The 15076-nt window shown below is 65.5% G+C and carries 13 protein-coding genes and 1 tRNA gene; 8 read left to right on the plus strand and 6 right to left on the minus strand.

Annotation, left to right across the window (positions count from 1 at the left end; all coding sequences use genetic code 11):
* Nucleotides 1–14 precede the first annotated feature (14 nt).
* From FPJ27_RS30350 to FPJ27_RS30360, 3 genes are all read right to left on the minus strand, one after another.
* A complete protein-coding gene (locus FPJ27_RS30350) occupies nucleotides 15–2792 on the minus strand; it encodes a type VI secretion system Vgr family protein (RefSeq protein ID WP_204423864.1) in 2778 nt (925 codons plus the stop codon).
* A 179-nt stretch (nucleotides 2793–2971) separates the two neighbouring features.
* Nucleotides 2972–3163 carry a hypothetical protein gene (locus tag FPJ27_RS30355; RefSeq protein ID WP_239483335.1) on the minus strand — a complete coding sequence of 64 codons (192 nt, stop codon included), beginning with the start codon at nucleotides 3161–3163 and terminating at the stop codon, nucleotides 2972–2974.
* A 45-nt stretch (nucleotides 3164–3208) separates the two neighbouring features.
* Nucleotides 3209–3838 carry a LysE family translocator gene (locus FPJ27_RS30360; protein ID WP_072436940.1) on the minus strand — a complete coding sequence of 210 codons (630 nt, stop codon included), beginning with the start codon at nucleotides 3836–3838 and terminating at the stop codon, nucleotides 3209–3211.
* A gap of 226 nt (nucleotides 3839–4064) precedes the next feature.
* On the opposite strand from FPJ27_RS30360, the gene FPJ27_RS30365 reads away from it, so the two are divergent.
* Nucleotides 4065–4155 (plus strand) — tRNA-Ser (locus FPJ27_RS30365).
* A 97-nt stretch (nucleotides 4156–4252) separates the two neighbouring features.
* On the opposite strand, the gene FPJ27_RS30370 is transcribed toward FPJ27_RS30365, so the two are convergent.
* From FPJ27_RS30370 to acs, 3 genes are all read right to left on the minus strand, one after another.
* Nucleotides 4253–6268 (minus strand): sodium:solute symporter family protein, encoded by a 2016-nt coding sequence (locus tag FPJ27_RS30370; protein WP_204423866.1) that lies wholly within the window; start codon nucleotides 6266–6268, stop codon nucleotides 4253–4255.
* A gap of 3 nt (nucleotides 6269–6271) precedes the next feature.
* Nucleotides 6272–6616 (minus strand): DUF4212 domain-containing protein, encoded by a 345-nt coding sequence (locus FPJ27_RS30375; RefSeq protein ID WP_204423869.1) that lies wholly within the window; start codon nucleotides 6614–6616, stop codon nucleotides 6272–6274.
* Between the two features lie 85 nt (nucleotides 6617–6701).
* Nucleotides 6702–8684: an acetate--CoA ligase gene (gene acs, locus FPJ27_RS30380; protein WP_204423871.1), complete on the minus strand. Its 1983-nt coding sequence runs from the start codon at nucleotides 8682–8684 to the stop codon at nucleotides 6702–6704.
* Between the two features lie 303 nt (nucleotides 8685–8987).
* Between acs and FPJ27_RS30385 the strand changes: the two genes are divergently transcribed.
* The 7 genes from FPJ27_RS30385 to FPJ27_RS30415 all read left to right on the plus strand — a co-directional run bounded on the left by FPJ27_RS30385 (nucleotide 8988) and on the right by FPJ27_RS30415 (nucleotide 15076).
* Nucleotides 8988–9896, plus strand: coding sequence for a DMT family transporter (locus FPJ27_RS30385; protein WP_204423873.1), 909 nt, complete (start codon nucleotides 8988–8990; stop codon nucleotides 9894–9896).
* 113 nt (nucleotides 9897–10009) lie between these two features.
* On the plus strand, nucleotides 10010–10618 hold the full coding sequence (locus FPJ27_RS30390) for a TIGR00645 family protein (RefSeq protein WP_204423875.1): 609 nt from the start codon (nucleotides 10010–10012) through the stop codon (nucleotides 10616–10618).
* Between the two features lie 35 nt (nucleotides 10619–10653).
* Nucleotides 10654–12177: a fumarate hydratase gene (locus FPJ27_RS30395; RefSeq protein ID WP_034183495.1), complete on the plus strand. Its 1524-nt coding sequence runs from the start codon at nucleotides 10654–10656 to the stop codon at nucleotides 12175–12177.
* A 193-nt stretch (nucleotides 12178–12370) separates the two neighbouring features.
* Nucleotides 12371–12847, plus strand: a complete 477-nt coding sequence (gene bfr, locus FPJ27_RS30400) for a bacterioferritin (protein WP_174382342.1) — start codon at nucleotides 12371–12373, stop codon at nucleotides 12845–12847.
* A 28-nt stretch (nucleotides 12848–12875) separates the two neighbouring features.
* Nucleotides 12876–13736 (plus strand): glutamate racemase, encoded by an 861-nt coding sequence (gene murI, locus FPJ27_RS30405; protein WP_204423877.1) that lies wholly within the window; start codon nucleotides 12876–12878, stop codon nucleotides 13734–13736.
* Nucleotides 13737–13886: 150 nt separating this feature from the next.
* Complete coding sequence (locus FPJ27_RS30410; RefSeq protein WP_034183493.1) at nucleotides 13887–14123, plus strand: (2Fe-2S)-binding protein; 237 nt, start codon at nucleotides 13887–13889, stop codon at nucleotides 14121–14123.
* A gap of 218 nt (nucleotides 14124–14341) precedes the next feature.
* A complete protein-coding gene (locus FPJ27_RS30415; RefSeq protein WP_204423879.1) occupies nucleotides 14342–15076 on the plus strand; it encodes an energy transducer TonB in 735 nt (244 codons plus the stop codon).

Consider the following 15076-nt stretch of genomic DNA (forward strand, 5'->3'; position numbering starts at 1 on the left):
CTTGAAGACTCAGCTCAGGTTCTCGACTTGAAAAAGCGAACCGCCAATTGTTCGAACTGATCGCTGCTGACCGGCGACAGCTTGCCTTGCGCGTCGGTCTTCCCCTTGATCAACTCGCCCGACGCCTTCCGCACCTCGGCCTCCATGCCCTCGACCGGTTGCCCGTCGGTGGCCCTGACCAGCTTCGGCACCCGCCCCAGCGAGCCCTGATCGAACTTCGGAAAATCGGCGCTCATGCTCGCCGGCCCGGCCCACGTGTGCGATGCGGATTTGACGGTAAAACTCCCCGGACATCCGAGCTCGATATCCCCGCCATGCAGCTTCAGATACGCGCCGCCCGACGTCACGAACACGACCTGCTCGCTGGCCATGCCCGCGAGCTTCCCGCCTCCCGCCGTCATCTGAATGTTTTTCGCCGAATCGATCTGCGTATCGTCGTTCTGGCTCTGCAGCGCAACCTTCCCCCGATTGGCTATCGCAGAAACCCCTTCGCTGTGCGCGAACATCGCCACACCATGCCCGGCCTGCAGGTTGATCCGCTGCCCGCTCGTGTATTGCAGGTGGTTCTGCGCGACGACATCGACGTTACCGCCCGCATGGGTCGTGACGGTCTTCGGCGTCGCCATGCTGATCCCAGCGGGCGCGGTGATCCCGATCGCCGCCACCGACGCGCCTGACGACTCGCCGCCCCCGGACGCTTCCCCGTTCGGCCAGCCTTTCACCGTCGTCATGAGCGCATCGTGCGGCTGCGTATCCGGTGCAACACCCTGATGCTGGCCCGCATAGTCGCCGAGACTCTTGAACAATTCGACGCATTCCTGCATCAGTTGCAGATACTCATCCCGCGCGAGGTGACCGTCACTCGCACGCAGCCGTTCCCAGGCCGAGATCAGCATCGCCTTGCCGCTGCGAATCGCGACGTGCGCATCGCTGCGCAATTCGGCGCCTTCGCCACGCGCCGCGCCCTGGCCGTTATCGCGCGGCTGTGTCAGATAGCCGAGGTTCAACTGGCTGTACGCGTGCTCGCTCGCCAGCTGGCTGCTGATCTGCCCCGGCGTATCGTCGAAGCGGATCTGGTTGTATCGCTGCCCCTTGATTTCCTTCGTCTTCGTGCCGGACAGATAGCGGTTGCCCGGCAGCGCACCGGTATGGCTGAAGGTCGCCGGCATGTTCGGCCCGTTGGCCAGCACGCCCATTACGACGAGCCGGTCCGGATCGCCGCCGATATGGCCGATCAGCACCTCCATGCCGACGCGCGGCAAGGTATTCGCGCCGAAGCTCGGCCCGGCGAGCGCGCAGGCGACGCGTACCGGCGCGCTGTCGGACGGCGTGCCGCTCGTCCCGGCGCCCTGCGCGTGCGCGTGATCGTCTGCGTTCAGCCCCTGGATCCGCACACGGATGCGGCCCATTTCATCGCAAAACACCTCCTCTCCCTGCGGCCCGACGACGACGGCCGTCATCGGATGCACGGGCGGCAGGTCGACATGGGGATCGTAGGCAGGCGTCAGCGGCACGCCGCGCCGAACGCACGAGAACGTGTTCTCGTAGCGCGTGTCGCTTTCATCGCCCGGCTTGCTGCTCACATCGGTCGGCACGGCGTTGAACAGCACGCGGCTTGCCGCGAACAGCGACTGCGCGCGCTCGTTCAGTTCCTTCGGCAGGTTGTTCCGCACGCGATGATGAAGCGACGTGACGACGAACTGCCGCTGCTCGGCCGGCAACGTATCGAGTTGCGGATGCTCGGCGAGCGCAAACCAGTGACCCACGGCCAGATCGCGCACATTGCTCACGCCGTCGACGGATTCGGCGCGCAGCTCGTGCGCAAGCATCCGGTCCTTGCCGATCCGGTCGAGGTCCGACGACGAATTTCCAGCGTGCGGGATATCGATGACGGCGTCGGCCAGCAAATGCCCGAGGTCATTGCCGCCGTCGCCCTGGTCGACGATCGTCGCCTGCTCGGTTTGGGACATCCGGCCGCTCTTGTAATCCCACGTCGGCCGGACGATCTTGCCCGGAATCAACCTGCGGCTCGTCGCCCACAGCGTGATCGAATCGCGCTCTTCGGTGGCTGCATCGCGGTGGTAACGGACGGTGCCGGCAACCGTCTCCGGCAGCTTCATCGAGTCGTCGGCAAAGACAAGCGTATGCACCGGCGTGTCGTTCGCATTGCCGTTCGCCCGCTCGCCCGCCTTGCCCGCCTTGACGAATACGGTCGCACCGTCCCGCCGCAGCAGCCGCCGGATGAAGTGCGCATCCGACTCGTTGACCTGCCGCGTGAGTTCGCGTGCCGGGTAACGCTCGCCTTGCAGGCCGGACAGATCGAATTCGAATGCGCCGGCGAGCGCGGAGCTGCGCTGGCGCCACTCCTGAAGCAGCACCGCAAGGATGTCGGGCAGGCTCTTGGTGCGAAATAGTCGCGAGTTGGTCCGCCGCTCCATCACGGACAGCACGTCGCGAATCGTCAACTGGTAGCAGGTCAGGGACCCGTCCGACTGTCCGGTACGAACGTCGGTGACGATACCGTTGATGGTGTGGAGACGCCCGCGATCGGTCGTCATCTCGACGGAGACAGGTAGCCCGATGAAGCTGCGGATCGGGAGATCGGCACGTGCGGACACGCAGGTCAGATGCCCCTCGATGCCCGTCATCAATCCTTCCCGGACGTCGGCATACTGGAGAGCAAGCACCTGCTCGAGCGTCTTCTGGGCAGGCCCCCAGTTCATGCGAATCGGTCGATTATTCTGATCGACCACCCCGGACGCAAATGCGCGTAGCAATTCGGCTGTATTCACAGCGTGACTCTCAGGATTTTGTTTTACTTCGTTATTCATCGGGCAACCACGCCCGCTGGTCCGTCCTGGGAGTGCCGCCCGTCTCGTTTTCGGCGAGCATATCAAATTGTCAGGGCGATGACGAACTTTTGAAGGATTTTAGAATCCCTTGAGCAAACCGTCTGACAGGGTTTTAAAATTTACAATCTTTCAAAGCAGTCGTAGTCGGTAACGAGCAGATATGCGGCCGGCATCTCGAACTGGCGGAGCAGCATATAGCCGGAAATGGCGAGACCGGAGCGCACGCCATCCACGAGCACACGCGTGCGTGACGGCCACGATTCGTACGGACCATCATGCGTTTCGAGCGTAAAGCGATCGACCAGCTTCATCGCCGCGCCAGTGTCGGCGTGCCGCTTTCCAGATGCATCGCCGCGTCAGTTCGCGGTCTTGCGATACAGCGCGACATACCCCGCGAGCATAAGCAGCAGCGACCCGCTGACCCGGTTAAGCCACTTCTCCCCGGCAGCTTTCCATACGCGCACCGAATGCACGCCGAGCAGCGCGTAACCGGTCATCCCGATGACGTCGATCGCGACGATCGTCGCCGCAAGGATCGCGTATTGCGGCGCGATCGCGTGCGACCGGTCGACGAACTGCGGCAGCAGCGCGGACATGAACAGGTAGTACTTCGGGTTGCTCATCGCGACGAAAAAGCTCTTCAGGAACGCGGTCCGGCGATCGGGCGTCGGGTGCTCGGGTTCCTGCGCCGCGGTGGAATGGCCGCTCGACATCAGCATCCGGATGCCGACATACGCAAGCCACGCCGCGCCGAGCAGCTTCAGCGTCACGAACGCCGTTTCCGACGCGTCGAGCAGCACGCCAAGGCCGAGCCCGACCAGCGCGACGAGCACGACGTCGGCGGTGACGGCGCCGAGCATGCCGACCATCGCGTGACGCAAGCCGTATCGCGAACCGTTGCTCATCGCAAGCAACACCGTCGGGCCGGGCGTCGCGACGCCGACGGACAGGATCAGGGCAAATGCGAGCAAGGCGGAGAGCGACATGGCGTGGCATTCCTTCAAAGGGAGCGGAGCGAACGGGTCGCATCGTCGGCATCGGCCACACGGGTTGCAATCGGCTCAGCCGATTTGTTACGACGAATGCGAACCGGCCAATGATCGCACGTCCGTTCCGATGCCTGCGCGGCGACCGTCGATGACGACGGATTTCTGATGGGCGTGCAAGGGGGTGGCGAGCCGCCGCCAGAGTTTGCTATACTCTCGGTCTTCCGGAGAGATGGATGAGTGGTTTAAGTCGCACGCCTGGAAAGCGTGTATAGGTTAATCGCCTATCGGGGGTTCGAATCCCCCTCTCTCCGCCAGAATGCAAGAAGCCCCTTGATTTCCCGACAAATCAAGGGGCTTTTCGTTTTGGGCGTTTGGGGCGCCGACACCCTCCCCATCCGCCCGCCTCCCGCATCACGGATGCCTGATGTAATCCACCAACGCCCGCGTGTAATCATCCGGCCGCCGATCGCACAAACTCACCGCAATCGCCACCGCAAACCCCGCCGGCACGCCGAACACGCCCGAACTGATCGGCTCGATCCCGAACCACGTGTGCCCCGCGAACCCCGTCAACTGAGTGAAGTACGGATAGGTCGACACGATGTAGTACACGCACACCGCGAGCCCCGTCACCATCCCGGCGATCGCGCCGCGCGTCGTCGTGCGCTTCCAGAACACGCCGAGCACGAGCACCGGAAAGAAGCTCGATGCCGCCAGCGAGAACGCCGCGCCGACGAGAAACAAGATCTTCCCTGTATTGAGCGACGCGACATACGACGCGAACAGCGCGACGCCGAGCAGCAGCACCTTCGAGATCGTCACGCGCCGCTGGCTCGACGCGTCGGGTGCCACCATGCAGTAATAGACATCGTGCGACAGCGCGTTCGCGATCGTCAGCAGCAGCCCGTCCGCGGTCGACAGCGCGGCGGCAAGCGCGCCGGCCGCGATCAGCCCCGACACGACATACGGCAGCCCCGCGATCTCCGGCGCGGCCAGCACGACCATGTCCGGCTGCATCTGGATTTCCGACCAGTGCACGATGCCGTCGCGAATCACCTCGACGACGCTGATCAGGTCGGGTTCGAAGTGATGCCATTGCGTGACCCACGCCGGCAATTCGGCGAACGGCCGCCCGACAAGGTTCGCAAGGATCTCGTACTTGATCAGCACCGCGAGCACCGGCACGCTCAGGTAGAACAGCGCGATGAAGAACAGCGTCCAGCCGACCGAGCGGCGCGCCGACGCGACCGACGTGGTCGTGTTGTAGCGCGTCAGGATATGCGGCAGGCTCGCGGTGCCGAGCGACAGGCACATCAGCAGCGCGAGGAAATTCCGCTCGCGCGGCTTGCGTTCGTCGTCGCTCGCGGCGGGAAACGGCTCGTGCATCGGCACGGGCGGCTCTGCACGGGCCAGCAGATCGTCGCGGGCCTGCGTCCACGCGACGCGCGCCGCCGCCGGATCGCGGGGGAAGTCGGAGAGCTCGCGCTCGCGCTGGCTGATCTCGCGCAGCGGCCCGTTGTGGCGCCGCAAGTCGGCGAGCTGGTCGACGAGATGCCTGCGCGCGTCCGCATAGGACGCCGGCAACCGGTCGAGCCGCGTCTGGATGTCCGCGGCTTGCCGCCGATACGCGTCGCGCACCTGCTGCTCGTCGGCCGCATCCCGCACCTGCGCCTCGCGCGCCGCGACGCGCTCCATCAGCTTGCCGTAATTGAACTGCGGCACGGGGCCGAGCCCGTTCTTCATCGCGATCAGCGACACCGGAATCAGGATCGCGCTGATCAGGATGATGTACTGCGCGACCTGCGTCCACGTGACCGCGCGCATCCCGCCGAGAAACGAGCACACGAGAATGCCCGCGAGCCCGCAGAAGATCCCGATCGCGAAATCGACGCCGATGAAGCGCGTCGCGATCAACCCGATCCCCTGGATCTGCGCGACCAGGTACACGAACGAACACAGGATCGCCGCGCCGGCCGCCAGCGCGCGCACGGCCGTGCTCGAGAAGCGCGTGCCGAGAAAGTCGGGAATCGTATAGCGCGCGAGCTTGCGCACATAAGGCGCGAGCAGGAAGGCGACGAGGCAGAACCCGCCCGTCCAGCCCATCACGTACGCCAGCGCGTCGTAGCCGGTTGAGTACAGCGACCCGGCCAGGCCGATGAACGACGCGGCCGACAGCCAGTCGGCCGCCGTCGCCATCCCGTTGAATGCGGACGGCACGCGCCGCCCGGCCACGTAGTACTCGACGAGATCGGACGTGCGCGACAGCAGCCCGATCACCGCATACACGGCGATCGGCACGAACAGGAACACGTAGCCGATCCAGACACCGGAGCCGGTCGCGCGCTCGATCCGCCACATCAGCAGCACGAACCCGAGAAAACCCAGCGTGTAGAGCGCGTATGCGCGTATCAGCCGATGCGTCAGCATGAATCAGCGCCCGCCGTGCGCATTGCCGGTGCGCGCCGCATGGTCGTCGTACGCGCGGCGCAGCATGCGGTCCGCGCGCTGCATCAGCCCGATGTAGACGACGATCAGCACGAGGTACACGAGAATCGCGCCCTGCGCGCCGACATAGAACGGCAGGCTGAAGCCGGCGAACCGGACCCCGGCGAGCGCGGGCCCGAAGAACGGCACGATGAACGACACCGAGAAACCGATCGCCATCAGCACTGCGATCAACGCGACATTGAAGCGCCAGTAGCGCGCGTGGGCACGCGCAAGCGGCTCGGGAACGGGCGGCGGCGCGACAGGCGCCGGACGGGTCGGAACGGTCATGCCGTTATTTAGCAAAAAGCCCCTGCGCGGACAATCGGGATTGCCGCGCAGGGGCTCATGCGCGCGTGGCGCACGACAAGTGAGATCAGCGCACTTCGGCGAGCTGATCGAGGATGGCCGGATTCTCGAGCGTGGACGTGTCCTGCGTGATCGCCTCGCCCTTCGCAAGCGAGCGCAGCAGGCGGCGCATGATCTTGCCCGAGCGCGTCTTCGGCAGGTTGTCGCCGAAGCGGATGTCCTTCGGCTTCGCGATCGGCCCGATCTGCTTGCCAACCCAGTCGCGCAGCGTCTTCGCGAGCACCGCCGCTTCCTCGCCCTCCGGACGCGAACGCTTCAGCACCACGAATGCAACGACCGCCTCGCCCGTCGTGTCGTCCGGCCGGCCGACCACGGCCGCCTCGGCAACCAGCTCGTGCGACACCAGTGCCGACTCGATCTCCATCGTGCCGAGCCGGTGGCCCGACACGTTCAGCACGTCGTCGATCCGGCCCATGATCGTGAAGTAGCCGGTGTCCTTGTCGCGCACGGTGCCGTCGCCGGCGAGATAGAGCGTGCCGCCGAGTTCTTCCGGGTAATAACTCTTCTTGAAGCGTTCCGGATCGCCCCAGATCGTTCGGATCATCGCGGGCCACGGGCGCTTGACGACGAGGATGCCGCCCTGACCGTTCGGCACGTCCTGGCCCGTCTCGTCGACCACCGCGGCCATGATGCCCGGCAGCGGCAGCGTGCACGAACCGGGCACGGTCGGCGTCGCGCCCGGCAGCGGCGTGATCATGTGGCCGCCCGTCTCGGTCTGCCACCACGTATCGACGATCGGGCAGCGCTCCTGGCCGACGTGCTTGTGATACCACATCCACGCTTCCGGATTGATCGGCTCGCCGACCGTGCCGATGATGCGCAGGCTCGACAGGTCATAGCTCTTCGGGTGCACCTTGTCGTCGGCGTCGGCCGCCTTGATCAGCGAACGGATCGCGGTCGGCGCGGTGTAGAACACGCTGACCTTGTGGTCGCCGATCATCTTCCAGAAACGGCCGGCGTCCGGGTAGGTCGGCACGCCCTCGAACACGACCTGCGTGCCGCCGCACGCGAGCGGGCCGTACGTGATGTACGTGTGACCGGTGACCCAGCCGATGTCGGCCGTGCACCAGAACACGTCGGTCGGCTTCCAGTCGAAGGTCCACTTCATCGTCTGCGCGGCCCACAGCAGGTAGCCGCCGGTGCTGTGCTGCACGCCCTTCGGCTTGCCGGTCGAGCCCGACGTATACAGGATGAACAGCGGATGCTCGGCGCCGACCCATTCCGGCTCGCAGCGGTCGGCTTCGCCGTCCACGATCTCGTGCATCCACAAGTCGCGGCCCGCATGCCAGTCGATCTTGCCGCCGGTGCGGCGATAGACGATCACGCTCTTCACCGCTTCGCAGCCGCCCATCGCGATCGCCTCGTCGGCGATGCTCTTGAGCGGCAGCGTCTTGCCGCCGCGCGCCTGCTCGTCGGCCGTGACGAGCGCGACCGCGCCGACGTCGACGAGGCGCTCGTTCAGCGATTTCGCGGAGAAGCCGCCGAACACGACCGAGTGCGTCGCGCCGATGCGCGCGCAGGCCTGCATCGCGACGATGCCTTCGATCGACATCGGGATGTAGATGACGACACGATCGCCCTTGCCGATCCCGCGTTTCTTCAGCGCGTTCGCGAAGCGCGACACGCGTGCCAGCAGATCGGCATAAGTGACGCGCGTGACGGTGCCGTCGTCGGCTTCGAAGATCACCGCGACACGCTCGCCGTTGCCGGCTTCGACGTGGCGGTCGAGGCAGTTGTACGACGCGTTGAGCTCGCCGTCGTCGAACCACTTGTATAACGGCGCGTTGCTCTCGTCGAGCACCTTCGTAAACGGCTTGTGCCACGCGAGGCCCTCGCGCGCGAGACGCGCCCAGAAGCCTTCGTAATCGCGCTCGGCCTCGGCGACGAGCGCGCGATAGGCCGGCATGCCGGAAATGGCCGCCGCCTGCTCGAGCGCCGCAGGCGGCGCAAACTGGCGGGTTTCGTGAAGAACCGATTCAATCGCAGACATCGACAACCCCTTGGTGAACATGAATCCTCTGCATGGCGGCGCGATCGTGCGCGCCGCGCGTCTTGGCCGGCGCATGTGCGCCGCTGTCTCCCACCCATCCGCACGCGGCCGCGAAGGCTGCGCGCGATGCTGCACCGCACCACGTCACACGACGATGAACGTGCGGCGCGGCAATTTCCACGATAAGCGCTCCAACTTACCCGTCACTTACGCGGCATGGCCGTTTCGCACGCCGGGCGGCGCTTTGCGCTGTAACGACCGCGACCCTACAATCCTAACTGAACTCGCCCCCCGGATTCCAGCTTGAATCGCTACGCCCTCTTCCTCATCCTGTCGATGCTGTTCGTCGGCAGCAACGTCGGTATCGGTAAATCCATCGTTGCATTCGTCCCCGTCGCCATCCTCGCCACACTGCGCTTCGTGATCGCGATCGCCGTGCTGTGGCCGCTGTTCAGCCCCGTGAAGATGCGCGCGGTCAAGCGCGGCGAATGGCTGAACCTGTTCCTGCAGGCGTTCTTCGGCACCTTCATGTTTACGCTGCTGATGCTCAACGGCGTGCAGCGCACGAGCGCGGTGGCGGCCGGCGTCATCACGAGCACGATCCCGGCGATCGTCGCACTGTTCGCATGGCTGATCCTGCGCGAGAAACCGAACGGCCGTGCGCTCGTGTCGATCGCGCTCGCGATCGCCGGCGTCGTGACGATCAACCTCGCCAACGGCAGCGCGGCCGCACACGGCGCCCACGGCGACGCATCCGGCTCGCTGACCGGCAACCTGCTGATCCTCGGCGCGGTGTGCTGCGAATCGATCTACGTGATCCTGTCGCGCCGGCTCACGCAGACGCTCGCACCGATCGACATCTGTGCGTACACGCACCTGTTCGGCCTGTTCCTGATGCTGCCGCTCGGCGCGACGGCGCTGTGGCATTTCGATTACGCAAGCGTGCCGGCCGGGACGTGGGCGCTCGTCGTCTGGTATGGCCTGTCGGCCAGCATCTTCTCGTTCTGGTTGTGGATGAAAGGCATCCGGCACGTGCCGGGCAGCCTCGCCGGCGTGTTCAGCGCGGTACTGCCGATCGCCGCGGCCGCGTACGGGATCGCATTCCTCGGCGAGCGCCCGACGCTCGCGCACGGCATCGCGCTCGCGTGTGTCATCGCCGGCATCGTGCTCGCGAGCCTGCGCGCAAAACGCGTGCCGGCGGCCGCATCCTGATCGGTCCCCGCCAGTGCCGGCGCGTCGCTGCAGTCGCGCCGGCCGACGCGTTACAATAGCGCGCCTTTTCAAGATTACCCCCGATACCTGCGCACCGCGCCCGCACCGCCATCATGTCCGCCCCGCATTCGCCCGGCCACCCCGCCCGCCGCACGCTTCGCCCGCTTCCCGCGCTGATTTTCATGAGCCGCTGGCTCCAGGTTCCGCTTTACCTAGGCCTGATCGTCGCGCAGGCCGTCTACGTGTTCCTGTTCCTGAAGGAAGTCTGGCACCTGCTGTCGCATGCGGCCGGCCTCGACGAAGTCAGCGTGATGCTCGCCGTGCTCGGCCTGATCGACGTGGTGATGATCTCGAACCTGCTGATCATGGTGATCGTCGGCGGTTACGAAACGTTCGTGTCGCGCCTCGGCATCGAGGGTCACCCCGACGAGCCCGAATGGCTCGACCACGTGAACGCGGGCGTGCTGAAGGTCAAGCTGTCGATGGCGCTGATCAGCATTTCGTCGATCCACCTGCTGAAGACCTTCATCAACCCCGACCAGCACACGACGCACGCGATCATGTGGCAGGTGATCATCCACGTGTCGTTCCTCGTGTCGGCGCTCGTGATGGCGTGGGTCGACCGCCTGACGACCCACACGCACCCGGCCCATTTCCACGAGACGCATGCGCCCGCCGCGGCCGCGTCCCGCCAGCCGGCCGAAGCAGCCGTCAACGCATAAAACGCATTCCCCACTGTCCTCACAGAGTCTCAGCCATGACCGTCATCAAACAGGAAGACCTGATCCAGAGCATCGCGGATTCGCTGCAGTACATCAGCTACTACCACCCGCTCGACTACATCCAGGCACTCGGCCGCGCGTACGAGCTGGAAGAGAGCCCGGCCGCGAAGGACGCGATCGCGCAGATCCTCACGAACAGCCGCATGTGCGCGGAAGGCAAGCGCCCGATCTGCCAGGACACCGGCATCGTCACGATCTTCGTGAAGGTCGGCATGGACGTGCGCTGGGACGGCGCGACGATGGGCCTCACCGACATGATCAACGAAGGCGTGCGCCGTGGTTACACGCACCCGGACAACGTGCTGCGCGCGTCGATCGTCAATCCGCCGGAAGGTGCCCGCAAGAACACGAAGGACAACACGCCGGCCGTGATCCACTACGAGATCGTGCCGGGCGACAAGGTCGACGTGCAGGTCGCGGCGAAGGGCGGCGGCTCGGAGAACAAGTCGAAGTTCGTGATGCTGAACCCGTCCGACTCGATCGTCGACTGGGTGCTGAAGACGGTCCCGACGATGGGCGCGGGCTGGTGCCCGCCCGGCATGCTCGGGATCGGCATCGGCGGCACCGCCGAGAAGGCGATGCTGATGGCGAAGGAATCGCTGATGGAGCCGATCGACATCCAGGAAATCATCGCGCGCGGCCCGAAGGACTGGGTCGAGGAGCTGCGCGTCGAGCTGCACGAGAAGGTCAACGCGCTCGGCATCGGCGCGCAGGGCCTCGGTGGCCTGGCGACCGTGCTCGACGTGAAGATCATGGCCGCACCGACGCACGCGGCATCGAAGCCGGTCGCGCTGATCCCGAACTGCGCGGCCACGCGCCACGCGCACTTCGTGCTCGACGGCTCGGGCCCGGCCAAGCTCGAAGCACCGTCGCTCGACGCCTGGCCGAAGGTCCAGTGGGAACCGAACACGGAAACCAGCAAGCGCGTCGACCTGAACACGCTGACGCCGGAAGAAGTCGCGAGCTGGACGCCGGGCCAGACGCTGCTGCTGTCGGGCAAGATGCTCACCGGCCGCGACGCCGCGCACAAGCGCATCGCCGACATGCTCGCGAAGGGCGAGAAGCTGCCGGTCGACTTCACGAACCGCGTGATCTACTACGTCGGCCCGGTCGATCCGGTGCGCGACGAAGTGGTCGGTCCGGCCGGCCCGACGACGGCCACGCGCATGGACAAGTTCACCGAGACGATGCTCGCGCAAACGGGCCTGATCTCGATGGTCGGCAAGGCCGAGCGCGGCCCGGTCGCGATCGACGCGATCAAGAAGCACAAGGCGGCCTACCTGATGGCGGTCGGCGGTGCGGCCTACCTCGTGTCGAAGGCGATCCGCGGCGCGAAGGTGCTCGCATTCGAAGACCTCGGCATGGAAGCGATCTACGAATTCGACGTGCAGGACATGCCGGTGACGGTCGCCGTCGATTCGTCGGGCACGTCGGTGCACCAGACCGGTCCGAAGGAGTGGCAGGCGAAGATCGGCAAGATCCCGGTCGCAGCCGCTTAAGCGCGATCGCACGAAAGGCCGGACGGGAGTCCGGCCTTTTTGCTTCCCGTTCTCATTATCGTGTGCAGCCGGTTCTTCAAGGCTGATTCTCATTACACGCAAAAGGCAGGCCCGACAAGGCTTCGAGGCTTGGCTTTTCTCGTTCGAGCGATTATCGTTCGGTTTCTGAAGCCCCACTGAACAAGGAACAGCCATGCAAGGCGACAAGAAAGTCATCGAATATCTGAACGCCCAACTGAAGAATGAACTCACGGCGATCAACCAGTACTTCCTGCATGCGCGCATGTACAAGCATTGGGGCCTCGACAAGCTCGGCAAGCACGAGTACGACGAGTCGATCGGCGAAATGAAGCACGCCGACTGGCTGATCGAGCGCGTGTTCATGCTCGACGGCCTGCCGAACCTGCAGGACCTGCACAAGCTGCTCGTCGGCGAGGAAACCGAAGAAATCCTGAAGTGCGACCTGAAGCTCGAGCAGATCTCGCAGGCCACGTGCAAGGAAGCGATCGCCTACTGCGAATCGGTTCGCGACTATGTGTCGCGCGAGATCTTCGAAAAGATCCTCGACGACACCGAAGAGCACATCGACTGGCTGGAAACGCAGATCGACCTGATCGGCAAGGTCGGCCTGCAGAACTACCAGCAATCGATGATGGGTTCGGCCGAGTAATCGCCCCGCCCGCCACCGCGCCGCCCGCATGACGATGACGAACCAGCCAGCCGCTCCCGCGATGCACGCCGCCCCTGTCGGAATCTTCGATTCGGGGCTCGGCGGCCTGTCGGTGCTGCGCGCCGTGCGCGCGCACCTGCCCGGCGAATCGTTCGTCTATACGGCCGATACGCGCTACATCCCGTACGGCGAACGCGACGACGCATTCATCACCGAGCGCACGCTCGCGATCGGCGAATGGTTTGTCCGTCAGGGCGCGAAGGCGCTCGTCGTCGCCTGCAATACGGCGACCGCCCAGTCGATCGCGGCGGTACGCGAGCATCTCGCAATCCCGCTCGTCGGCGTCGAGCCGGGCATCAAGCCGGCCGTCCAGCAGTCCGCGAGCGGCGTCGCCGGCGTGCTCGCCACCCAGGCGACGCTGCGCAGCGCGCGCTTCCAGGCGCTGCTCGAACGTCACGGTGCCGGCTGCCGCTTCATCTGCCAGCCGGGCCACGGGCTCGTGCAGGCAATCGAGAACGGCGACACGGGTTCGCCCGCGCTGCGCGCGCTGCTCGACAGCTATCTGCAACCGATGCTGGACGACGGCGCCGACACGGTCGTCCTCGGCTGCACGCACTACCCGTTTCTCACCGCAACGATTCGTGACATTGTCGGCGACCGCATGGCGATCATCGACACGAGCGACGCGATCGCGCTCCAGCTCGCGCGCGTGCTCGACCAGCACGGCCTGCGTGCGCCCGACGGCACGCCCGTCGCCTCGCCCCGCTTCTGTTCGACCGGCGACGGCCGGCAATTGCAGGCACTCGCGTCGACGCTGCTCGGCCTCGATGCGCCGGTCGAATCCGTCACCATTTCCTCGCCGAACGCGCGCGCCTGCGCGACCGCCTGACGCGGGCCGGCACACCCTCTCCCGACGCGGCTGCGCCGCCCTCGCCGTTTCAAGGGTCCGATGACGTTAAAAAAAGCCCGACCCAGACTTGTCAACGTCAGCAAAATTAATGATAATAATTCGCATTACCGTTAGCTATCGCAACTCATCATGATCGTCTGCGTGTGCAAGTCTGTTTCCGATCGCAAGATTCGCGCGTCCCTCGCTGAGGGCGCGAACTCTTTCGACGAACTCCAGTTCGAGCTCGGCGTGGCCACGTGCTGCGGCAAGTGCGAGGAGTCCGTACGCGACCTCATGGCCGAGCAAGGCGTCTGCGCGAGCCGGTGCGGTGTCGAGCATCACGCTCACCCGATCCCGGTCACGTTCTACGAACGCAAGGCCGCCTGACCGGCGCCGAGTGTGCGCATGCGGCCCCGGCCGCATTTTTTGTTTTGACCGTCAGCAAGCCACCGTCTGCGCGAGCCAGCGGCTTACCTGCCAAGGAGCCTGTGATGGAATTGCTGATCGGATTCGTGACCACCGTTTGCATCTCGCTGCTGATCTTCCGCAAGTGATGCCGATTCACCCGCCGCGCCCCGGGTGCGACATCGTTCTTTCAAGCTAACATGCAGGCTTCGCATTCCGCTCCTGCCGGCGTCTTGCCGGCTGCACCACGTATGAATCCCCGAGTGATCGTCGTCGCGGTCGGTGTGCTTGCCGCACACGCGGTCATGCTAACGGCCGCCTGGCTGCATCGCAACGCGCCGCCGCCGAAATCGGTCGAGGTCCAGACGATCACCGCGCAACTCATCACACCCGCACCGATCGCCCAGCAGGTCGCGGCCGAATCGATCCCGCGGCCCGCGCCGCCGAAGCCGGTGCCGCGCGTCAAGCCGAAGGTCGAGCCGAAGCCGGTGCCGAAAGCGGCAAAGCCGACGCCTCAGCCGGTTACGCAATCGCCGGCCCCGTCGCCGACACCTGCGCCGGCAGCCGCCGATCCGACGCCCGCTCCGGCCGCGCCCGCTCCCGCAGCACCGGCCGCCGCGCCCGGCCCGGCTCGCGAGACGATGCAAGTCAGCGCGCCGAAGAACGTGCCGACGCTCCAATGCAACTTCGTGAAGCCTGACTACCCGTCGATGTCGCGCCGCCGCGGCGAGTCGGGTACGGCCTACGTTCACTTCGTCGTCGGCGTGACCGGCAAGATCGAAAGCATCGATCTGCAGAAGAGCAGCGGCTACCCGCGCCTCGACGATGCCGCACTCGACGCGATGCGTTCGACCACCTGCCGTCCGTACATCGAGAACGGCCAGGCGATCCGCGCCGCCCGCACACAGCCCTACAGCTTCGGGCTCACCGACTAA

This window comes from Burkholderia sp. MS455, from assembly GCF_016899445.1.
Classification (GTDB): Bacteria; Pseudomonadota; Gammaproteobacteria; order Burkholderiales; family Burkholderiaceae; genus Burkholderia; species Burkholderia pyrrocinia_C.

Bases quoted from the DNA above. Each gene is read 5' to 3' on its own strand.
- FPJ27_RS30355 (WP_239483335.1), bottom strand. From the start codon at position 3,163: ATGAAGCTGGTCGATCGCTTTACGCTCGAAACGCATGATGGTCCGTAC.
- FPJ27_RS30360 (WP_072436940.1), bottom strand. From the start codon at position 3,838: ATGTCGCTCTCCGCCTTGCTCGCATTTGCCCTGATCCTGTCCGTCGGC.
- FPJ27_RS30370 (WP_204423866.1), bottom strand. From the start codon at position 6,268: ATGCTGACGCATCGGCTGATACGCGCATACGCGCTCTACACGCTGGGT.
- FPJ27_RS30375 (WP_204423869.1), bottom strand. From the start codon at position 6,616: ATGACCGTTCCGACCCGTCCGGCGCCTGTCGCGCCGCCGCCCGTTCCC.
- acs (WP_204423871.1), bottom strand. From the start codon at position 8,684: ATGTCTGCGATTGAATCGGTTCTTCACGAAACCCGCCAGTTTGCGCCG.
- FPJ27_RS30390 (WP_204423875.1), top strand. From the start codon at position 10,010: ATGTCCGCCCCGCATTCGCCCGGCCACCCCGCCCGCCGCACGCTTCGC.
- FPJ27_RS30395 (WP_034183495.1), top strand. From the start codon at position 10,654: ATGACCGTCATCAAACAGGAAGACCTGATCCAGAGCATCGCGGATTCG.
- bfr (WP_174382342.1), top strand. From the start codon at position 12,371: ATGCAAGGCGACAAGAAAGTCATCGAATATCTGAACGCCCAACTGAAG.
- murI (WP_204423877.1), top strand. From the start codon at position 12,876: ATGACGATGACGAACCAGCCAGCCGCTCCCGCGATGCACGCCGCCCCT.
- FPJ27_RS30410 (WP_034183493.1), top strand. From the start codon at position 13,887: ATGATCGTCTGCGTGTGCAAGTCTGTTTCCGATCGCAAGATTCGCGCG.
- FPJ27_RS30415 (WP_204423879.1), top strand. From the start codon at position 14,342: ATGCAGGCTTCGCATTCCGCTCCTGCCGGCGTCTTGCCGGCTGCACCA.